Annotated in this window: 25 protein-coding genes; 12 read left to right on the forward strand and 13 right to left on the reverse strand. The window is 52.6% G+C overall.

Going from position 1 to position 20,519, the window contains the following annotated elements; all coding sequences use genetic code 11:
* The first annotated feature begins 72 nt into the window (after positions 1–72).
* The 3 genes from RY075_RS08395 to RY075_RS08405 all read left to right on the forward strand — a co-directional run bounded on the left by RY075_RS08395 (position 73) and on the right by RY075_RS08405 (position 1,963).
* Positions 73–810 (forward strand): phosphatase, encoded by a 738-nt coding sequence (locus RY075_RS08395; RefSeq protein WP_003858061.1) that lies wholly within the window; start codon positions 73–75, stop codon positions 808–810.
* Positions 811–829: 19 nt separating this feature from the next.
* Positions 830–1,384, forward strand: a complete 555-nt coding sequence (locus tag RY075_RS08400; protein ID WP_003858059.1) for a molecular chaperone — start codon at positions 830–832, stop codon at positions 1,382–1,384.
* Positions 1,385–1,480: 96 nt separating this feature from the next.
* A complete protein-coding gene (locus RY075_RS08405) occupies positions 1,481–1,963 on the forward strand; it encodes a DUF1097 domain-containing protein (RefSeq protein ID WP_072201885.1) in 483 nt (160 codons plus the stop codon).
* A gap of 43 nt (positions 1,964–2,006) precedes the next feature.
* Here the strand turns inward: RY075_RS08405 and csgG are convergent, their stop codons facing one another.
* From csgG to csgD, 4 genes are read right to left on the reverse strand one after another with little or no spacing between them, the layout of a single operon-like run.
* The gene (gene csgG, locus RY075_RS08410) at positions 2,007–2,840 is read right to left on the reverse strand and encodes a curli production assembly/transport protein CsgG (protein ID WP_003858055.1); all 834 of its coding nucleotides are present in this window, start codon (positions 2,838–2,840) and stop codon (positions 2,007–2,009) included.
* A gap of 26 nt (positions 2,841–2,866) precedes the next feature.
* On the reverse strand, positions 2,867–3,283 hold the full coding sequence (gene csgF, locus RY075_RS08415) for a curli production assembly/transport protein CsgF (protein ID WP_003858054.1): 417 nt from the start codon (positions 3,281–3,283) through the stop codon (positions 2,867–2,869).
* A gap of 26 nt (positions 3,284–3,309) precedes the next feature.
* Entirely contained in the window at positions 3,310–3,699 is a 390-nt protein-coding gene (gene csgE, locus RY075_RS08420) for a curli production assembly/transport protein CsgE (protein ID WP_003858052.1), read from the reverse strand.
* Positions 3,700–3,703: 4 nt separating this feature from the next.
* The gene (gene csgD / locus RY075_RS08425) at positions 3,704–4,354 is read right to left on the reverse strand and encodes a biofilm master transcriptional regulator CsgD (RefSeq protein ID WP_003858049.1); all 651 of its coding nucleotides are present in this window, start codon (positions 4,352–4,354) and stop codon (positions 3,704–3,706) included.
* Between the two features lie 743 nt (positions 4,355–5,097).
* Between csgD and csgB the strand changes: the two genes are divergently transcribed.
* The 5 genes from csgB (at position 5,098) to ymdB (ending at position 7,528) form a co-directional block, all read left to right on the forward strand.
* Positions 5,098–5,553, forward strand: a complete 456-nt coding sequence (csgB, locus tag RY075_RS08430) for a curli minor subunit CsgB (protein ID WP_023315797.1) — start codon at positions 5,098–5,100, stop codon at positions 5,551–5,553.
* Between the two features lie 39 nt (positions 5,554–5,592).
* The gene (gene csgA, locus RY075_RS08435; RefSeq protein ID WP_003858043.1) at positions 5,593–6,048 is read left to right on the forward strand and encodes a curli major subunit CsgA; all 456 of its coding nucleotides are present in this window, start codon (positions 5,593–5,595) and stop codon (positions 6,046–6,048) included.
* A gap of 56 nt (positions 6,049–6,104) precedes the next feature.
* Positions 6,105–6,437, forward strand: a complete 333-nt coding sequence (gene csgC, locus RY075_RS08440; RefSeq protein WP_003858040.1) for a curli assembly chaperone CsgC — start codon at positions 6,105–6,107, stop codon at positions 6,435–6,437.
* A 153-nt stretch (positions 6,438–6,590) separates the two neighbouring features.
* The gene (locus RY075_RS08445) at positions 6,591–6,911 is read left to right on the forward strand and encodes a type 1 fimbrial protein (RefSeq protein WP_003858038.1); all 321 of its coding nucleotides are present in this window, start codon (positions 6,591–6,593) and stop codon (positions 6,909–6,911) included.
* Between the two features lie 80 nt (positions 6,912–6,991).
* Complete coding sequence (gene ymdB, locus RY075_RS08450) at positions 6,992–7,528, forward strand: O-acetyl-ADP-ribose deacetylase (RefSeq protein ID WP_022650775.1); 537 nt, start codon at positions 6,992–6,994, stop codon at positions 7,526–7,528.
* A 41-nt stretch (positions 7,529–7,569) separates the two neighbouring features.
* Here ymdB and mdoC read toward each other — a convergent pair whose 3' ends face one another.
* The gene (mdoC, locus tag RY075_RS08455) at positions 7,570–8,709 is read right to left on the reverse strand and encodes a glucans biosynthesis protein MdoC (protein WP_023315799.1); all 1,140 of its coding nucleotides are present in this window, start codon (positions 8,707–8,709) and stop codon (positions 7,570–7,572) included.
* A 255-nt stretch (positions 8,710–8,964) separates the two neighbouring features.
* Here mdoC and mdoG point away from each other — a divergent pair, with 255 nt between their 5' ends.
* From mdoG to RY075_RS08470, 3 genes are all read left to right on the forward strand, one after another.
* On the forward strand, positions 8,965–10,518 hold the full coding sequence (gene mdoG / locus RY075_RS08460; protein WP_015570847.1) for a glucans biosynthesis protein MdoG: 1,554 nt from the start codon (positions 8,965–8,967) through the stop codon (positions 10,516–10,518).
* Positions 10,511–13,039: a glucans biosynthesis glucosyltransferase MdoH gene (mdoH, locus tag RY075_RS08465; RefSeq protein ID WP_015570846.1), complete on the forward strand. Its 2,529-nt coding sequence runs from the start codon at positions 10,511–10,513 to the stop codon at positions 13,037–13,039. Before mdoG ends, mdoH begins: the two co-directional genes overlap by 8 nt.
* Positions 13,040–13,123: 84 nt before the next feature.
* On the forward strand, positions 13,124–13,351 hold the full coding sequence (locus tag RY075_RS08470) for a YceK/YidQ family lipoprotein (protein WP_032658011.1): 228 nt from the start codon (positions 13,124–13,126) through the stop codon (positions 13,349–13,351).
* 7 nt (positions 13,352–13,358) lie between these two features.
* Here the strand turns inward: RY075_RS08470 and RY075_RS08475 are convergent, their stop codons facing one another.
* From RY075_RS08475 to RY075_RS08485, 3 genes are all read right to left on the reverse strand, one after another.
* Entirely contained in the window at positions 13,359–13,733 is a 375-nt protein-coding gene (locus RY075_RS08475; protein WP_003858026.1) for a MysB family protein, read from the reverse strand.
* 79 nt (positions 13,734–13,812) lie between these two features.
* A complete protein-coding gene (gene mdtG, locus RY075_RS08480) occupies positions 13,813–15,048 on the reverse strand; it encodes a multidrug efflux MFS transporter MdtG (RefSeq protein ID WP_103883268.1) in 1,236 nt (411 codons plus the stop codon).
* 141 nt (positions 15,049–15,189) lie between these two features.
* The gene (locus RY075_RS08485) at positions 15,190–16,116 is read right to left on the reverse strand and encodes a Kdo(2)-lipid IV(A) acyltransferase (RefSeq protein WP_003858019.1); all 927 of its coding nucleotides are present in this window, start codon (positions 16,114–16,116) and stop codon (positions 15,190–15,192) included.
* A gap of 218 nt (positions 16,117–16,334) precedes the next feature.
* Between RY075_RS08485 and RY075_RS08490 the strand changes: the two genes are divergently transcribed.
* Positions 16,335–17,384: a rhodanese-related sulfurtransferase gene (locus RY075_RS08490; RefSeq protein WP_003858018.1), complete on the forward strand. Its 1,050-nt coding sequence runs from the start codon at positions 16,335–16,337 to the stop codon at positions 17,382–17,384.
* A gap of 38 nt (positions 17,385–17,422) precedes the next feature.
* On the opposite strand, the gene RY075_RS08495 is transcribed toward RY075_RS08490, so the two are convergent.
* From RY075_RS08495 to bssS, 5 genes are all read right to left on the reverse strand, one after another.
* Positions 17,423–18,001, reverse strand: coding sequence for a YceI family protein (locus tag RY075_RS08495; RefSeq protein ID WP_022650779.1), 579 nt, complete (start codon positions 17,999–18,001; stop codon positions 17,423–17,425).
* A gap of 1 nt (position 18,002) precedes the next feature.
* A complete protein-coding gene (locus RY075_RS08500; protein ID WP_032608997.1) occupies positions 18,003–18,569 on the reverse strand; it encodes a cytochrome b in 567 nt (188 codons plus the stop codon).
* 225 nt (positions 18,570–18,794) lie between these two features.
* The gene (locus RY075_RS08505; RefSeq protein WP_003858014.1) at positions 18,795–18,908 is read right to left on the reverse strand and encodes a YceO family protein; all 114 of its coding nucleotides are present in this window, start codon (positions 18,906–18,908) and stop codon (positions 18,795–18,797) included.
* A gap of 50 nt (positions 18,909–18,958) precedes the next feature.
* Positions 18,959–20,077: an N-methyl-L-tryptophan oxidase gene (gene solA, locus RY075_RS08510; RefSeq protein WP_023324445.1), complete on the reverse strand. Its 1,119-nt coding sequence runs from the start codon at positions 20,075–20,077 to the stop codon at positions 18,959–18,961.
* 112 nt (positions 20,078–20,189) lie between these two features.
* A complete protein-coding gene (gene bssS, locus RY075_RS08515) occupies positions 20,190–20,444 on the reverse strand; it encodes a biofilm formation regulator BssS (RefSeq protein WP_003858012.1) in 255 nt (84 codons plus the stop codon).
* Between the last annotated feature and the right edge of the window lie 75 nt (positions 20,445–20,519).

Consider the following 20,519-nt stretch of genomic DNA (forward strand, 5'->3'; position numbering starts at 1 on the left):
GTTCGCCGGGTTTTTGCTAATATTCGCCGCTGATAACTGCTATCCTTTGGAAAAACCGCAGAGGAGAGAAAGATGTATCCCGTTGACCTGCATATGCACACCGTCGCCAGTACCCACGCTTACAGTAACCTCCATGATTATATCGCTCAGGCGAAGCTGAAAGGCATCAAACTGTTTGCGATAACCGATCACGGTCCGGATATGGCGGATGCGCCGCACTACTGGCATTTTGTGAATATGCGTATCTGGCCACGCCTGGTGGACGGTATTGGGATACTGCGCGGCATCGAAGCGAACATCAAAAATACCGACGGTGAAATTGACTGCACCGGCCCGATGCTGACCTCTTTAGATCTGATCCTCGCTGGCTTCCATGAGCCGGTCTTTGCGCCCCAGGATAAAGAGACCAACACCGCAGCGATGATTGCCACTATTGCCAGCGGCAACGTGCACATTATCAGCCACCCGGGAAATCCGAAATACCCGATTGATATTCAGGCCGTGGCGCAGGCGGCAGCAAAGCACCGCGTGGCGCTGGAGATTAACAACTCCTCCTTTGTTCACTCGCGTAAGGGCAGTGAAGCCAACTGCCGCGAAGTGGCGGCGGCCGTGCGTGACGCGGGCGGAATGGTGGCGCTGGGCTCTGATTCACACACGGCCTTCACACTGGGGGATTTCAGCGAGTGCCTGAAAATATTGCGGGACGTGAATTTCCCGGAAGAACAGATCCTGAACGTCACGCCGCGTCGTATGCTCGACTTCCTTGAGTCGCGCGGCATGGCGCCGATTGATGAATTTGCCGATCTTTAATTAATAACGGAATAAAAACATGAATGAGTTTTCCATCCTTTGTCGCGTGCTGGGCACCTTATATTACCGCCAGCCGCAGGATCCGCTGCTGGTTCCGCTGTTTACCCTTATTCGTGAAGGTAAACTGGCGCAGAGCTGGCCGCTGGAACAGGATGAATTGCTGGAACGCTTGCAAAAAAGCTGCGATATGCAGCAGATTTCAACGGATTACAACGCGCTGTTTGTGGGGGAAGAGTGTCGCGTGTCGCCGTATCGTTCTGCCTGGCAGGAAGGTGCGACCGAAGCGGAAGTTCGGGCGTTTCTTTCAGAACGCGGCATGCCGCTGACGGATATGCCTGCCGATCATATCGGTACCCTGCTGCTGGCGGCCTCCTGGATTGAAGATAATGCAGGTGATGATGAGAACGAGGCGATTGAGACCCTGTTCGAAACGTATCTGCTGCCGTGGGTTGGCACCTTCCTGGGTAAAGTGGAAGCCCACGCCACTTCGCCATTCTGGAGAACGCTGGCTCCGCTGACGCGTGACGCTATCGCTGCTATGTGGGACGAGCTGGAAGAAGAGAACGAAGAGTGACTTGAATCACAAAAATTCTGCAACGATACATTTCAACTTGCACGTAATGTGCTTCTGATCTCATTTCTATGGTGCGCATCTGCTAAGATGCGCACCATGAACATATTACTTTGTATTGCAATCACGACTGGCATCCTCTCCGGCCTCTGGGGTTGGGTGGCTGTCTCTCTCGGCTTGTTGAGCTGGGCTGGTTTTCTTGGCTGCACGGCCTATTTCGCCTGCCCGCAGGGTGGTCTCAAAGGGCTCTTTATTTCAGGCTGCACGTTACTGAGTGGCGTGGTCTGGGCGCTGGTCATTATGAAAGGCAGCGCGCTGGCGCCGCATGTGGAAATCCTGGGGTACGCCATGACCGGCATTGTGGCCTTCCTGATGTGCGTTCAGGCAAAACATCTGCTGTTGTCCTTTGTGCCCGGCACATTCATGGGTGCCTGCGCGACCTTTGCAGGGCAGGGGGACTGGAAGCTGGTGGTCCCTTCGCTCATGCTGGGGTTACTGTTTGGCTACGCAATGAAGAACAGCGGCCTCTGGCTTGCGGCCCGACGCGAGAAGAGCCAGAGCGTTCCTGCGGTAAGTAAATAAAAAAAGGCGAGACGGAAATCTCGCCTTTTTTAAGCGCCGCCGATTATGACTCTGGCGGCACCGACATCTCACGATATTTCACCAGCACCGCATTACTCACGTCACTTTTATTCTGAAGATCCCACAAGCCGCGATCGATACCGTCATTAATGAGGAAAATCACGCCGGTTTCGATGGCCGACATCAGACACAGCATGACCGGCTCGTTAGAGGTATAGCCAATTTCACCCTCCAGCAGACGCTGGTAATCGATAAAGCGGAATACCCCGGCCTGCACTTCATAAGAGAGAATCGTTTTGCTGGTGGTCACCGAGGATAATATCTCACCCGTGCTCACGTTAACCACGCGCAGGTTGACGGCAATCTGGTCCAGCTGATACTGCGTGTCGGCCCCGATGCCAAAGTAACGCGCACCCGCGCCACCCGATTTCACGTTACTTTCGTAGCCGATAATCGAGCCTTCCACCATGATATTGGCTGCGGTGAGAGACTGTAGCGGCATGCGGTTATTGACGCCAACGGTACCATTCTCCTGCGCGGCACGAATGATTTTTCGTTCGTTAAGCAGGTTTTGCAGCCCCTGACGTTCCAGCGGGATAAACCAGCGAGAATCTTTCAGGGCGGTAACCAGCATCGCGGTGGCGCTCTGCGGTACGGCTGTCGAGAAGTTACTGGCCGGATACGGTTTGAACTGACCCGTCTCATCCTGAATGTTATACACCGAGACGAATATCTTTCCGGTTGGGACCGGCAGATGCGTCAGATCCCGATAGCTCTGGGCACGAGGCATCAGGGTGGGTTTAGCGGCTTCTTTTGGCGGGGCAGTTAAACAACCGCTTAATAAGCACACTGCAACTAAAATAAAAAAGCGCTGCATAATAATTGTCCTTATTTCGGGGTTGTTTAGAAATCAGTTGAACTGGTCTGCAAACCGGAAACCTGGATTGTCGACGTTTTACCGGTTTTTCGGTCTGTCACATTTAACTGAAGCTGCCCGTCTTTATTGGCAATATCGACGATAAAGTCGTTAGTGACCATCCGGCCGGGTTTTCCGGTATTAATGTTAGTTAATAAGCCACCTAATATTTGCGACTGGATGGCCTGAGTAAAATTATCCAGGGCTGACGGGGTCTCGATACCGAAATCATCGTCATAGCTGGGGTCTTTATAGGAGTTTTGAGCCTGAGCCTGGTTAAGCATAAAGGCTCCGTTATTCGGGTTGCCGCCAAAATTAGGGTTGCGGAACTGGAATGTCATATTTCCGGCCCAGCTCAACGGCGCAATGAGCATTAACGAAATCACTGTGTGTGCGAGACGCATTACAGCCTCCGAAATTGGTATCGTTGTTAGAACTCATCTTTTGCTAAATCGCCTGTGCTCAAAAGGGCTTTGTCTAACTGTAGGCGGTTAATAGCTTCTTCTGTTTGTGCCAGCGCGAAAGCGACGTTCTGATCGAAGTCTCTTTTCGTTGGGAATAAAAAAGTCTGGTAAATAACGTCCTGATTAGCGGTTATTGTGATCCAGCTTCCCCACCGCGCACTGGGCCGTTCGTTGATGGTTAAGTTACCCGGATAATCGCTTTCCCACTTATCGCTGAAGGCACGATAAAAATCGTGTCCGACAGAGGTGACGGTGTGGTCGGTTAACAGTCCGGGAACTTCTACCTCAACAGCCTGAAGGTTTCCGGCAGCAAGCATAATGCCTGCGGCGGCAATCCAACTTAAGGTGCGTTTCATGCTATTAACGCCTGAGGTTATCGTTTGCCCACGACACCGCCTGCGTGCGATTTTTAACAGCTATCTTTTTGAAAAGATTATAAAGATGCGTCTTAACCGTATTTTCGCTGATAAATAACGAACGGGCGATTTCAATATTTGAAGCACCAATACGCAGTTTGTTCAGGATCTCTTTCTCACGGTGCGTCAGAAGGGCCGATTCCGAACTGTTATAGCGATAATTTCCGGAGTGGGTAATGAGGTAGCTGGCCAGTTTCTGCGAGAAATAACACTCCCCCCGCAATATGCCCTGCAAACCCTCCACGACACGGTTTTCTTCTTCAGTGACGTAAAACACGCCGTTAATATGCGGCCAGCTCTCAATTTCGCGGAAAGGATACTCATCAGGCGTATTTAATAACAATACGCGGATATTATTGTTTTTCCTGCTTAAATTATCTTGCCAGTAATGAATGAGTTTTTTATCCGCTTCCATCATATCGAGAAGAATGATGCTGCCAGAAGCGATATCATCAAAAGAACGTTGAATATTATGCAGTTTCCCGTTAAGAGACAGGCATTGCTTTAAATGCTGCAATAACGCTGTCGCTTGTAAGGAAGGTTTTGTGATCAACAATAATGTATGACCGGGTAAGCTATGGACTTCATTAAACATGATGAAACCCCACGTTATTTATGACACCCGGCAGTTGCCCTCGTATTATTGAAAAGGGCACCAGAGGTACTGACAGGTGTGGCACTGCTGTGTGTAGTTAAAAAACCTTCCTCCAAAGGAGGCGGTAAAATTAAAAACAAATAACGTACTGCTGTTTTCAATCTAGCTATTGCAAACTTTAAAGCAAGTGTTAATCGTGTAACAGAATGTAAAATTCGATATTAATTTGTGTATATTGCAGGGCTAATAGATTTTAAGATAAGGGGAAAGTTGTACATGTGTATAAACGTGCACAGATTTTAAAAACCATAAAGTATATTATAATGGGTTGAATTATTTGGCTTTGTATTATTCTAAGCCAGCCGGTAAAAAGTATGATCTCTGCTAAAAACATAAGACTTCCCTAAGCCAGAATTTTTTCTTAAGAAAACTTGCTTCGTGTCACGCGCGTGGCAAAGGGCATTGTCTTTTTTGTCTGAAGAAGCCGGTGCAGGTTGGACAGTCTGTCTCGCTGTTGTACAAGCGCAGGAAGACATTTTTGGTTTCTGCTTTAGGCGTGTATCCCGTCGTTTCAGGCGAGATTTACGACTTTGAGGTGAAGGAGAATATAAAAATAAGGCGCACGGGTGAGATATTAAACATGTTTCGGCAGACATACTCTTTTCCGTAACGCGGCGTTAACAAAACGAATCGCGTTAACGGAGCAAAAGATACTTTTTTATAGCCAGGTCCAGGGTGACAGCATGAAAAACAAAACGTTGTTTATGATGTTTACATTACTGGGTGCGCCTGGGTTTGTAATCGCAGGTGATTCAGATTTAGCCAGTTCTGAATATAATTTTGCGATAAATGAATTAAGTAAAGCTTCATACAATCAGGCAGCCATTATTGGTCAACAGGGTTCAGGAAATAATTCTGATGTACGCCAGGGCGGTTCTAAATTGCTGTCCGTTATTTCTCAGGAGGGCGGGAATAACCGCGCGAATGTTGATCAGTCAGGGACGTATAACCTTGCTTATATCGATCAGACCGGCAACGGCAACGATGCGAGTATTAAGCAGGGCGCTTTTGGCAACACCGCCATGATTATCCAGAAAGGCTCGGGTAACAGGGCGAATATAACGCAGTATGGTACGCAGAAAACAGCAGTTGTAGTACAGAGACAGTCGCAAATGGCTATTCGCGTTATTCAACGTTAGCGATGTGTGACGCCTTAATCAATCCGATGGGGGTTTACCATGAAACTTTTCAAAGTGGCAGTTATTGCAGCAATCGTAGTTTCTGGCAGTGCTTTCGCAGGTGCGGTACCACAATTTGGCGGCGGCCACGGTGGTGGCTGGGGTGGCGGCAATAACGGCCCTGACTCAACCCTGAGCATTTACCAGTACGGCGGCGGTAACTCCGCGCTTGCTTTGCAGACGGACGCCCGAGATTCTGAATTGACCATTACCCAGCATGGTGGTGGTAACGGCGCAGATGTTGGCCAGGGCTCTGATGACAGTTCTATCGATCTGCTGCAAAAAGGCTTTGGTAACAGCGCCACCATCGACCAATGGAATAGCAAAGACTCTGTTATCAACGTGAAACAGTTCGGCGGCGGCAACGGCGCGGCGGTAGACCAGACAGCGTCCGGCTCAACGGTGACTGTGCACCAGGTTGGCTTTGGCAACAACGCGACCGCACACCAGTACTGATTCATTTCTGTACCAAAAAACAGGGCATGCGCCCTGTTTTTTTTCGGAAGGATCTCATGAGCACCTTCATTCTCCTTGCCGCGCTTGCCAGCCAGATAACGTTCAGCACCTCACAGCAGGCAAATATGACAACCATTATTCCTCAGGTCACGCTGGCAGACGCTTGCGAATGTCAGGTTGAGGTGTTATCTGTCCGACAGGGGCAGGGGGGACAAAGTACATCGCGGCAGAAAAATACTCTTTTTATACCCGCTAATCAGCCGATTGATTTAACGCGAATCAGTTTAAATATTCGCTCAGGGGATGCGGTAAAAATAATCGTCACCGTTTCCGATGGAAAATCGCTTCATTTATCACAGCAGTGGAACGCACCGGTAAGTGCGCTTTAATAATTCATGAAATCAATGATTTAATAAAGTGGCGGCGCTGCACAGGTAAGCTATGCTGATATCAAGAACCCAGTCATCGGGTTGCTTAAATTGATACTTCATAACGGAGCGTTTTTACCCCTCAAGGACGAATTTCATTGAGGAGTACAAATAATGTTCAAATCCGCAGCGTGTATTATTTCTGGTCTGGGACTGATCCTGTCCTCTTTTTTTTCTCCGGCTTATTCAGCAACTATAGAAAATGGTGGGGTGATTCATTTTCGTGGCGCGGTGGTCGCTGACCCGTGCGAAGTCACGCCCCGGCATCAGCAGTTTGCGATCTCCTGTCCGGAAAATAACCGTATGAAAACGCATACCATCAGTTATGACGAGGCGCTCCGGGGCCATCATCCTCATTCAGCTCTGGCCGCTGTCAGCATGAAATACCTGAATGAACAGAAAACGCTTGCGGTCGTTCAGGTGGATTACCGCTAACCGACGTTTTTTTCGCGGCAGTTTTTCTCCTTCTCCCTCTGCGATACACTGATGAAAAAGGCGGGTTGCAGAGGGTGTTTATGAGACCGCAAATCGACGTTATTCATGGCGATATCACGACGGTGCACGTTGACGTGATCGTCAACGCAGCCAATTCCTCCCTGATGGGTGGTGGCGGGGTGGACGGTGCCATTCACCGGGCCGCAGGCCCTCAACTCCTTGAAGCATGCAAAACCGTGCGTCAGCAGCAGGGAGAGTGCCCGCCGGGGCATGCTGTTATTACGCTTGCGGGCGATCTCCCGGCCAAAGCGGTGATCCATACCGTTGGACCCGTCTGGCACGGTGGCGACCGCCATGAGGCTGAGATTCTGGAGCAGGCGTATCGTAACTGCCTGCGGCTTGCGGCGGATAACGGGTATAAGACCATGGCGTTCCCCGCCATTAGCACCGGGGTGTTCGGCTATCCAAAGGAAGCGGCAGCTACGATCGCCGTGAATACCGTTTATCACTACCTTTCCCTCAAACCCATGCCGGAAAAAGTCATTTTTGTCTGTTTCGATGAGCACACCGCCGACCTGTATCAGCGGATTTTGACCGCGCGCAGCCAGGCATTTTGATGTCTGAAGTGCAAAAACGGCGCCCTGGAGGCGCCGTTTTGTTATCCCGCTTTAACCTGAGGTTTGCCTGAGAACAGGAAACGCAAAAGCGGGATCCGCAGGTGGATTTCATACAACACGATGGCAATGCCAACCACAAAGACCAGGCCGGTGAAGAAGCCCAGCGCATTCGAGGCGATATGCGGCGTAATGTACGCCCCGAAAAACAGCGTCAGCGGATGGTGAACCAGGTAGATAAACAGCGAAGCATTAACGAAATAGGTGACGCGACTGGATTTAAAATTCAGCAGACGATGGCCAAGGGCGAACACCACGTTCACCATCCACAGGCCCATCAGCATCGTTATAACGCTCTCTGTTTCATACATCCACGCGTCCCCGCTGCCATAGCGCTGATTGAGAAGATAGGCGGCAAAGGCCAGCGCAGCACCCACCGCACACCAGGGGGAGGGGGTGGTAAACAGCGCTTTAAGCCGGGGATGAATAAATGCCAGCGCCCCAATCAGGAAGAAGGGAATGTAGAACAGGGTCTGCATCACCACGAAATTAAACAGCCCATCGCTCAGAATGGGAGGGTAGACAATGAGCAGGGTACGCCTGATGGCGGCATACGCGACCCCCAGCGCAAGAAACAGCAGCGACAGCTTGCCCAGGGTGATGTTGGCGAAGAAGGTCGAGGATGTGGTGCTCGCGCGCTGACGCAGCTGGCTGAAGATCAGCAAACTCACCGTGGTTAGCACCACCAGTACCAGCAGGAACCAGAGGTGGGAAATAAGCTCCCAGACCAGGGTGTTGTATTTCTCATAGAAGGAGAGATTCGGCCAGTTTTCCGCCTTGCCTTTAACATGCTGCAACATGATGAACTGCGGCAGCGTCAGCAGCGGAATGGCCGTCAACATCGGTATGCCCACGCGCTCCACGCGCACTTTCCACCATCGCTTGAGGGGATAGCGCAAGAAGAGCATGTAAGAGAAATAACCGGAAATAACAAAAAACACCTGCATGCGGAAGGCATGGATAAAATCATTAAACAGCGTCAGCCACCAGGAGGGCATCTGGCTGTTCACGTGCCAGGTGTGGCTGGAATAGATCAGTGAAATATGAAAAGGGATCCCCAATAGCATGAGCCATGCGCGGATCGAGTCGAGGAAATATTCACGTTGTACAGGGGTTGTGCTCATATAACTTTGCGCATTCTCAGACTTTTCGCCTTATCCCTAAGGCTCATAATGGTTACATTCGGAGCCAACCCTACACCAAGACCGACACCCTGTCTCCAGGATAAGCACGCAAAGTGAAAAGCGGGTTCTTTCATTTGCTTAATCCATGAGCCAGCGAGCTGAACAAAGCAGTGATAATGTTGTCGGATTGCCTGAGTTTCCATTAAAATGGATCGGATCGATATAAGCACACAAAGGGGGAAGTGCTTACTTATTATGAAACATAAACCACAAATGATGAAAATGCGTTGGTTGGGTGTAGCAGTGCTGTTGTCACTGTATACCTCATCTGCACTGGCCTTTAACATCGATGATGTCGCAAAACAGGCAAAATCGATGGCGGGCAAGAGCTACGAAGCGCCAAAAAGTAACCTGCCCTCCGTTTTCCGCGACATGAAATACGCGGACTATCAGCAGATCCAGTTCAATCACGATAAAGCGTACTGGAACAATATTAAAACCCCGTTCAAGCTTGAATTTTACCACCAGGGTATGTACTTCGACACGCCAGTTGCCATCAATGAAGTGACGGCGACCGCGGTACGCAAAATCAAGTACAGCCCGGATTACTTCAATTTTGGCGATGTGCAACACGATAAAGACACGGTGAAAGACCTCGGCTTCGCAGGCTTCAAGGTGCTTTATCCGATTAACAGCAAAGATAAAAACGATGAAATCGTCAGCATGCTTGGCGCCAGCTACTTCCGCGTGATTGGCGCGGGGCAGGTGTACGGGCTTTCTGCGCGCGGTCTGGCAATTGATACCGCGCTGCCATCAGGTGAAGAATTTCCACGTTTTCGCGAGTTCTGGATCGAACGTCCAAAACCAACCGACAAACGTCTGACAATTTATGCGCTGCTGGACTCCCCTCGTGCGACCGGCGCTTATCGCTTCGTGATCATGCCAGGGCGTGACACGGTGGTTGACGTGCAGTCTAAAGTTTACCTGCGCGATAAAGTGGGCAAACTGGGCGTTGCACCGCTGACCAGTATGTTCCTGTTTGGGCCGAACCAGCCATCTCCGGCGACCAATTTCCGTCCTGAACTGCATGATTCCAATGGCCTCTCCATCCATGCCGGTAACGGCGAGTGGATCTGGCGTCCGCTGAACAACCCGAAACACCTCGCGGTCAGCAGCTTTGCGATGGAAAACCCGCAGGGCTTTGGTCTGCTGCAACGTGGCCGTCAGTTCTCCCGCTTTGAAGATCTGGATGACCGCTACGATCTGCGCCCAAGCGCCTGGGTTACGCCGAAAGGCGACTGGGGTAAAGGTAAGGTTGAGCTGGTTGAAATTCCAACCAACGATGAAACCAACGATAACATCGTGGCGTACTGGACACCGGATCAGCTGCCTGAAGCCGGTAAAGAGATGAACTTCAAGTATGCGATTACCTTCAGCCGTGACGAAGACAAGCTGCACGCACCGGATAACGCGTATGTGATGCAGACGCGTCGTTCAACGGGTGACGTGAAGCAGTCCAACCTGATTCGTCAGCCGGATGGCACGCTGGCATTTATCGTGGACTTCACCGGGCAGGATATGAAAAAACTGGCGCCGGATACTGCCGTGACGGCACAGGCCAGCATTGGCGATAACGGTGAAATCGTTGAAAACGCCGTGCGGTACAACCCGGTCACCAAAGGGTGGCGTTTGACCCTGCGCGTGAAGGTGAAGGATCCGAAACAGACCACTGAAATGCGCGCCGCGCTGGTCAGTAACGATAAGCCGCTGAGTGAAACCTGGAGCTATCAGCTACCTGCCAATGAATAATACATCTGAATATATTGATGCCATGCCGCTGACGGACATTGAAAAAGCGGCGCTCCCTGCGAGCGACATCCGTGCGGTTCACACCGCGCTGGATGGTGAACATCGTCATTTTTCCCGTGATGATGATACGCCGCTGGGGTCAGTGAAGGCACGTCTGGAGCAGGCATGGCCGGACTCGCTGGCAGAAGGGCAGTTAATCAAGGATGACGAAGGGCGTGACCAGCTACAGGCGATGCCGAAGGCCACGCGTTCCTCCATGTTCCCCGATCCGTGGCGCACCAACCCGGTGGGCCGCTTCTGGGATCGTCTGCGTGGGCGTGACGTGACACCGCGCTATCTGTCACGTCTGACCAAAGAACAGCAGGCCTCCGAGCAGAAATGGCGTACCGTAGGAACGATTCGTCGTTACATTCTGCTACTGCTGACGCTGGCGCAGACGGTTGTCGCCACCTGGTACATGAAAACCATTCTGCCGTACCAGGGCTGGGCGTTGATTAACCCTGCTGACATGATTGGCCAGGATATCTGGGTCTCCTTCATGCAGCTGCTGCCGTATATTTTACAGAGCGGCATTCTTCTGCTGTTCGCCGTGCTGTTCTGTTGGGTCTCCGCCGGGTTCTGGACGGCGCTGATGGGCTTCCTGCAACTGCTGATGGGGCGTGACAAATACAGCATTTCCGCGTCGACGGTCGGGGATGAACCCCTCAATCCTGAGCACCGTACCGCGCTGATCATGCCTATCTGTAACGAAGACGTTGACCGCGTATTCGCCGGGCTGCGTGCCACCTGGGAGTCTGTGAAGGCGACCGGTAACGCGGCGCATTTCGACGTCTATATCCTGAGCGACAGCTACAACCCGGATATTTGCGTGGCAGAGCAAAAAGCCTGGATGGAGCTGATTGCCGAGGTGCAGGGGGAAGGGCAGATCTTCTACCGCCGTCGTCGTCGTCGTGTTAAGCGTAAGAGCGGGAACATTGATGACTTCTGTCGTCGCTGGGGTAACCAGTACAGCTACATGGTGGTACTGGATGCGGACTCCGTGATGAGCGGCGACTGCCTGAGCGGGCTGGTCCGTCTGATGGAAGCCAACCCGAACGCGGGTATTATTCAGTCCTCGCCAAAAGCGTCAGGTATGGACACGCTGTATGCGCGCTGCCAGCAGTTTGCGACCCGCGTCTACGGGCCGCTGTTTACTGCCGGTCTGCACTTCTGGCAGCTGGGTGAATCTCACTACTGGGGCCACAACGCCATTATCCGCGTGAAGCCATTCATCGAGCACTGTGCCCTGGCGCCGCTGCCGGGTGAAGGGTCGTTTGCCGGGTCCATTCTGTCGCATGACTTTGTGGAAGCTGCTCTGATGCGTCGTGCAGGGTGGGGCGTCTGGATTGCCTACGATCTGCCTGGCTCGTATGAAGAGCTGCCGCCGAACCTGCTGGATGAGCTCAAACGCGACCGCCGCTGGTGTCACGGTAACCTGATGAATTTCCGCCTGTTCCTGGTGAAAGGGATGCACCCTGTTCACCGTGCGGTGTTCCTGACGGGCGTTATGTCCTATCTGTCTGCGCCGCTGTGGTTTATGTTCCTGGCACTCTCGACCGCGTTGCAGGTTGTGCATGCTCTGACGGAGCCGCAATACTTCCTGCAACCGCGCCAGCTGTTCCCGGTGTGGCCGCAGTGGCGTCCGGAGCTGGCGATTGCGCTGTTCGCGTCGACCATGGTGCTGCTGTTCCTGCCTAAGCTGCTCAGTATCATTCTGATCTGGTGCAAAGGTTCGAAGGAGTACGGTGGTTTCTGCCGCGTGACCCTTTCACTGCTGCTGGAAGTGCTGTTCTCGGTCCTGCTGGCGCCGGTGCGTATGCTGTTCCATACGGTGTTTGTGGTGAGCGCGTTCCTGGGATGGGAAGTGGTATGGAATTCACCGCAGCGTGACGATGACTCTACGCCGTGGAGTGAGGCCTTTATGCGCCACGGCTCTCAGCTGCTGCTGGGCCTGGTGTGGGCCGTTGGTATGGCCTGGCTGGATCTGCGTTTCCTGTTCTGGCTGGCGCCAATCGTCTTCTCGCTGATCCTGTCGCCGTTTGTGTCGGTGATCTCCAGCCGTTCCACGGTGGGCCTGCGTACCAAACGCTGGAAGCTGTTCCTGATCCCGGAAGAGTATTCTCCGCCGCAGGTGCTGGTGGATACCGATACCTATCTGGAGCAGAACCGCAAACGCACGCTGGATGATGGCTTTATGCACGCCGTGTTTAACCCGTCATTCAACGCGCTGGCAACCGCGATGGCGACGGCGCGTCACCGCGCCAGCCAGGTGCTGGAGATCGCCCGCGATCGCCACGTTGAGCAGGCGCTGAACGAGACGCCAGAAAAGCTTAACCGCGACCGTCGTCTGGTGCTGTTGAGCGATCCGGTGACGATGGCACGGCTTCACTACCGCGTGTGGTCCGCGCCGGAGAGATACTCTTCGTGGGTGAACTACTATAAGGACGTTAAGCTGAATCCGCTGGCACTGAAGGCGAAGTAAGTTGTTAAGTAGGGCGGGTAAGCGAAGCGCCACCCGCCAAATGAAATACCGGTTTAATCGCCGGTATTTTTTTAGAGGTCAGACATGAAAGTAATCATTGTCGTCATGATGGCATGCCTGCTCAGCGGCTGCGGCAGCATTATCAGCCGCACCATCCCCGGGCAGGGCCACGGGAATCAATACTACCCCGGCGTACAGTGGGACGTTCGCGATTCCGCATGGCGCTATCTCACCGTGATCGATCTGCCGTTTTCGCTGATTTTCGACACGCTACTGCTGCCCATCGATGCCAGCCACGGCCCTTACGAGTAACGGGAGCTCATCGCTCGTCCCATTCGTCCGCTGCGGCCTGACCCTCTTCGGTATCCAGCGGCGGTTCGAGCTGAAACTCGCCTTCGTCCCATTCGTGCAGCGTATTTTCTTCCAGCCACTCCTGACGTAACTCAATTTCGTCATAGTCGCCGTCGAATACCGCCTGTGCACCTTCACCACTCAGTATCGGCAGACATTCACCATCTTCACCTTCATCAGCAAAGAATTCGGCCTGCCACATAATATCGCCGTCCTGTAGGACGTATTTTTGGATATTGAGTTGTTGCACGTCAGCATCTTCTTCCTCAATGCCGGGATTATCGGCGAGGAACTCTTCGCGAGCGGCATCAATTGCTTCTTCCAGCGTGGCGTACATGGTCATTGGTGTCTCCCTGTTTTTCGTGAAGGTATTCAGGGAAAGAATAGCTGATTATGTGATTTTGCAAGTATGAATGCGAAAATTAGCCGTCACGATGTTGTCTTATTCGCCCCGGGCGTAGCGCCCGGGATAAGCTGAGCCACGAATAAACGGCGTTGAACAGCACGACGCCTGCCGTCACGATAAAGACCGCCCGGAAACCGAAACTGGCTGAAATCCCCGCACCGACCAGCGGCCCGGTGACGTTACCCAGATCGCGAAACGACTGGTTATAGCTGAAAATACGACCGGCTATCTGGTTGGTGGAATTATAGACCAGCAGCGTCTGCACGGCCGGGAGCAGTGCGCCATCGGCAGCCCCCAGCAGGAAGCGCAGGACGCCGAGCTGCCAGGGAGACTGCACCATCGCCATGGGGATCAGCAGCAGGACGGAGACGATCAGGGCGCAGATCAGGATCTTTTCCGGGCCGATACGGTCTCCCAGCTTGCCGAGCCGCGGCGCGCTCAGTAGCGCCGCCACGCCGGGAACAGAGGCGATCAGGCCGCTGATAAAGGCGATATTGCTGACGTTTCCCGCCAGATCGCGGACATAGAGCGTCAGAATAGGCGCGATTGAACCGGTGGCCACCTGGATAATCATGGTAGTCACAAACAGACTCAGCACCAGCTTTGGGTTTTTCAGCGAGGCCAGCACATCCCGGGCGTGCAGCATCTCTTTTTTGGCTACCGGCGTGAAATTCTCCCGGATACAGATAAGCGTCACCAGGAAGCAGAGGAACAGCACGCTGGCGGTAATGAAGAATACCGGCCGCAGTCCGTAGTGGTCGGCCAGCAGCCCGCCCGCCAGCGGGCCCAGCAGTGCGCCACTTACGCCGCCAGTGGAGAGCGTGCCCAACGCCCAGCCGCTTTTCTGGCGCGGGATTTGGGTGGCGATCAGGGCGTTGGCGTTAGGGATAAATCCCCCGAGCAGACCCAGGAGTGCGCGTAATATCAGGAACTGCCAGACGTTCTCCGCCATCCCCATCAGCAGCATAATGATCGCCATGCCGAGCGCGGAGCGCAGCAGCATAATTTTGCGGCCTTTGCGATCCGCCAGCCCACCCCAGAAAGGCGACGCAATGGCGGAGAACAGGAACGTAATGCTGAACACCAGGCCGGACCACATATTCAGGGCGCTATGTCCGGTGACGCCGAGCTGCTCAACGTAGAGGGGCAGGAAAGGCATCACCAGGCTAAAGGCGGCGCCAGTAAGAAAACAACCCAGCCACGCAACCGTCAGGTTACGTTTCCAGTTTATGGGAGCATCTGTGGGGGACATAACTATCCGCATAATGAGGTGCAGGGCACCGTGACCAGTGAGGTAATAAGCCTGCTAATTATGCGCCCGGGGTATGATTGCCGCAATGACGGGGAGCTTTTAAAGCTAAAACAACATGCGGCCCGGATGGCCGCACGCAGGTTAATAACGTGAAGGTACGCCCTGAGGCCGGGTTTTAAAGCGGCGATGCAGCCACATGTACTGCTCCGGGGCGAGCATAATGCATTTCTCGACAACGCCGTTCATCCAGCGGGCGGTGGTTTCCGCATCAATCAGCGGTGGCGCGAGCTCCGGCTCCAGCATGATGAGCTGATAGCCTGAACCGTCTGGTTTACGGCGCGGTACAAACGGCACGATAGCCGCTTTGGACATTCGCGCCAGCATCCAGGTCCCGGTGGTCGTCGCTGCATCTTCCACCGCAAAGAACGGAACAAACACGCTGGATTGCGGGCCATAGTCATGATCCGGGGCGTACCAGACCACTTCACCTGATTTCAGGGCGCGGATCATCCCTTTCAGGTCTTTTCGGTCGATCATGCTTTTATTGGAGCGCATACGTCCGTTGGTCTGGATCAAATCGATCACCGGATTATCGTTAGGACGATAAACGCCAATACCGGGCGCCTGCATGCCGAACATGCGTGCGCCAATTTCGAGCGTCAGAAAATGAACGCCAATCAGCAGGACGCCAGTCTGGTTGGCCTGAAGAGTATGCACTGGCTCCATGCCGGTCCCGGCCACTTCCGTCCAGCGCGCCATGCGCTTATCCGACCAGAACCAGGCCATACCGGTCTCCATCAGCCCCATGCCGACAGATTCGAAGTTTTTAACCACCATGTCGTGGCGCTCAGATTCACTCATCTGAGGAAAGCAAAGCTCAAGGTTGCGATACGCGATCCTGGCGCGACGCTTCATAAACTGCTGAGCAATGCGACCCAGCCCTTTACCCATGCGGAAAATGACGGGATAAGGCAGCTGTACAATTAGCCACAACAAGCCAATGCCTGACCATGTTAACCAATAGCGGGGATGCAAAAGCGCGGCAGTAAATTTCGGTAACTGGGTCATGTCTGTCCTGTGTTCTAACGTCCTGAAAGGCTATTGTCTCATTTTTTAAGGCATAGCCAAAATGTCTGTCATCGAAACATGAAAGAATATGCAAATGTTAAGTCTGATTAATCAGATTGACTGAAATGTAGCGTAAATTGTGTGGATGTAAATTGTCTTTGTTTGCTATATCATGCCGACCGATTTTTATTTCTCAACGATTGCAGGACTTGTACACCATGCCAGTGTTACACAACCGCGTTTCGAATGAGATGTTGAAAGCGCGTATGTTGGCCGAAACCGAACCGCGCACAACGATCTCTTTCTATAAGTATTTCACCATCGACGATCCACAGGCGACCCGCGATGCGCTTTACCAGGCTTTCACCGCCCTGAACGTGTTTGGTCGCGTCTATCTGGCGCGTGAGGGGATTAACGCGCAGATCAGCGTGCCGGAAAGCAAGGTCAGCGCCTTCCGCGATCTCCTTTACGGGTTTGATCCGGCGCTTAACGGCTTACGCCTGAATATTGCGCTGGATGATGACGGTAAATCATTCTGGGTGCTGCGCATGAAGGTGCGCGAGCGTATTGTGGCGGATGGCATTGACGATCCGAGCTTCAATGCTGCTAATGTGGGGGAATACCTGAAGGCCGCTGAAGTGAACGCGATGCTCGACGATCCGGATGCGGTGTTCATCGATATGCGTAACCACTACGAATATGAAGTGGGGCACTTCGAAAATGCGATGGAAATTCCTGCCGACACCTTCCGCGAGCAACTGCCGAAAGCGGTTGAGATGATGCAGGAGCATAAAGACAAAAAGATCGTGATGTACTGTACCGGGGGGATCCGCTGTGAAAAAGCCAGCGCCTGGATGAAGCACAACGGGTTTAATAAAGTCTGGCACATTGAGGGTGGGATTATCGAGTATGCCCGCCGCGCCCGTGAGCAGGGTTTACCGGTGCGTTTTATCGGTAAGAACTTTGTGTTTGATGAGCGTATGGGCGAGCGAATTTCAGAGGACGTGATCGCGCACTGCCACCAGTGCGGAACACCGTGCGATACGCATACCAACTGCAAAAACGACGGGTGTCATCTGCTGTTTATTCAGTGCCCTGCATGTGCCGAGAAGTTTAATGGCTGCTGTAGCGAGCTGTGCAGTGAAGAGAGTATGTTGCCTGAAGAAGAGCAACGTCGTCGCCGTGCCGGACGCGAGAACGGGAATAAGATCTTTAATAAATCCCGGGGCCGACTGAATACCAAACTGGGTATTCCGGACCCGGAGTAAAACACTGCCCGGCGGCTCACAAGCCTGCCGGGCCTGTTTTATGACTTCTGCTGAACGCCTTCCACCGAAATAATCAGCTCTACATCCTGCGATGCCGGACCTAAATCCGTGGTGATATTAAAATCTTTCAGATGAATTTTGCCTGCGGCTTCAAAGCCAGCACGTTTACCGCCCCATGGATCGTCACCCTGTCCAATTAATTTGGCATCCAGTGTGACCGGTTTTGTTACGCCGTTCAGCGTGAGATTACCGGTAATAGCGAGTTTATCACCGTCTTTCTTCACCTCTGTCGACGCGAAAGTAGCTTGCGGGAATTTGCCCACGTTCAGGAATTCAGCGCTGCGCAGATGTTTATCACGCTCGGCGTGATTAGTGTCGACGCTGTTGGTATTAATGGTGACGTTCACTTTATCGGCAGCAGGGTTTTTCTCGTCGAAAGTAAATGTGCCATCGAAATCATTGAACGTGCCATATAACCAGCTGTAACCCAGATGCTGAATACGGAAATTGACGAAGGCATGCTGGCCCTCTTTATCAATTTTATAGTCGGCGGCCAGGGCCGAACCGGTAGTAAATAACAGCGAACCTAATGCGATACCCAACAGGCGTTTTTTCATTTTATGCTCCAGAGTCAACTGACGAACGGCCAAGCATGCGCTTCAGCGTATCGTCTTTATCAATAAAGTGGTGTTTCAGGGCCGCAAGGCCATGCAGGACAGACAGGATCACTACGCTCCATGCCAGCCACAAATGAACCACACCTGCGGTGTCAGCCTGTGAACCGGCGTCAGCCAGCGTGGCTGGGACATCAAAAAGCCCAAATACGCTGATCGGTTTGCCGTCTGCGGTCGAAATGAGATAGCCGCTGATCAGAATGGCGAACAGCAGGGCATAGAGTGCGATATGCGCGCCAACAGCGCTTATGCGGGTAAGTCGGCCATGGCTTTTGGGCGCAGGAGGGGGCGGAGAGATAAGTCGCCAGATCACGCGAAAAACCAGACCCATCATCAGCAGAACCCCAATGCTTTTGTGCAATTCGGGGGCCTGATGATACCAACCGTCATAATAGCTTAATGTCACCATCCAGAGGCCGAGACCAAACATGGCATAGACGGCAATTGCAAATAGCCAGTGTAAACACATGGATATTATTCCGTAGCGACGGGAGGAGTTACGCCATTGCATATGAATTTCCGTTCTCAAATGACTGAGCAATAAAAATGGACGGGTTAAATAAATAATGCAACTGAAAAAAATGAATAATGTATTTTATTTAATTTATTTCAGCGAATTTGAATGTGTTTCCGCAATGTATTTCAATCGCTTCGTTCAATAAATTTGAGGCGACGTTTTTTAAAAATATAAGTTAAATAAATTTAAAGGAGTGTCAATAAACGTCAGCGAGAACGTTCAGAAGAATACAATATAGATAACGTCAATGATCGCCAGTAGCGACCAAAGAACAATGTAGAGCATGAAATGCTCGCGGATGTTATTGATAAGGTAATTCACCAGTCTGCGCATCATGCCCCTCTCGCTAAACAGGCCCCGGTTACTCGGAGCCTGAAGAGGTATTATCGATCAAAGCGCGAGAGCGCGAAGGGCTTGAGATCAAACGAAGGCGCTTTCCCCTGAGCAAACTGGGCGGCGATTTCACCTAACACAGAGGCAAATTTAAACCCGTGACCGCTGAGCCCGGTTACGAGCAGGGTGTTGTCGTGCCCCGGCAGGGTGTCGATGATAAAGTCTTCATCCGGGGTGTTGTCGTAGGTGCACGCTGCGCCGTAAAGCAACCCGCCTACGCCCGGCAGGATATTACGCAGGAACGTGAAGGCTTCGGAACCATCCTGCGGATAAGCTCCGTACGGTTTGCGTTCTTCCGCAGAGGAAATTACCTGCCCGCCGTTATGTTTGCCAATCTTGAGCGCGTCTTTTTCCGAGGGGAAACCGTAGAACTGGTCGCCATTGGGTAACTCGCCTGTAAACGCCGGGAATTTGTTCTGGCTGCTGTAACGCCCGTCAGACTGGAACCAGGAGAAGACTTTTCGCACCGGCTGGATGGGCAGGTCCGGCAGCAGTTTCGTCACCCACGTTCCCGCACTCACCAGCAGACGCGTGGCGGTATATTCACCTTCAGAGGTGGTGACGGTTGAACCCTCTGCATGGTGGGTGATGCCCGTGACCGGACAGTTGAACAACTGCGCGCAGCCCGCTTTGGCGGCGAGATCAATCCAGGTCTTAATGGCCGTTTCGCTGTGCAGTACGCCAGAGTTGGCTTCAAACAACCCAATGTAGTCTTCAGGGACAGAAATTTCCGGCCAGCGCGCCATGATGCCGTTCGCATCCAGACGCTCGACGTCCAGGCGGTAGGCTTTCGCGCTCTCCTCGACGGTCGCCAGAAACGTGGAGCTGGCTGGCCCCAGGTTAACGACCCCGGTGCGCTCAAAAATGCGTTCTTCGGTGAGGGCGGCCAGCTCATCCCACAGCGTCTGAGCCCGAAGCACCAGCGGTACATAGCGCTCACCTTCGCCATAAGCGTGACGGATCAGACGGGTATCGCCGTGATGGCTTCCTTCAGAGTGGGGGGGACGATGGGCGTCAATCATCAGCACATTCAGACCCGCCTGCGTGGCGTAATAACCGGCGGCAGATCCTACGGAGCCGCTTCCGATAATGATCAAATCGTATTTCATAGGCTTCTCTTTACTAACGCTTTGTTAGCAGAGTAATTAACTATGTAGGCTTATACAAGAACGAAATAAATAAGGCACCGCGAGGGTGCCTGTTGAGTGAAGAGGCATAAGATTAATGCCGTTTATACTCATTTTCCTGGTAGTCGCCAGATTCTATTTTTGCGATGCCTGCTTCCAAAATAGAGATAAACTGACGGGCGACGTCTGTTGTAAGCCACAGCGTCTGTCCAACTTCCGCTTCATCACGGTTTAGCTGATTTGGGGTCTGGTAGTGCAAACGCAGCATCAGCGCATCGTAGCTGTCTACGGTGCTGATATCCCAGCCAACAAGCGGATGGGTCTGGATCACTTCACTATTCTTTTCCATTATAACCCCCTTAATGCGTGTTAGAAGACAACGACTTTGAGGTTCAATGCATGTTTTTCTGAAAGCAATTTCAGT

It is taken from the genome of Enterobacter sp. JJBC (assembly GCF_036936505.1).
GTDB classification, from domain to species: Bacteria; Pseudomonadota; Gammaproteobacteria; order Enterobacterales; family Enterobacteriaceae; genus Enterobacter; species Enterobacter hormaechei_C.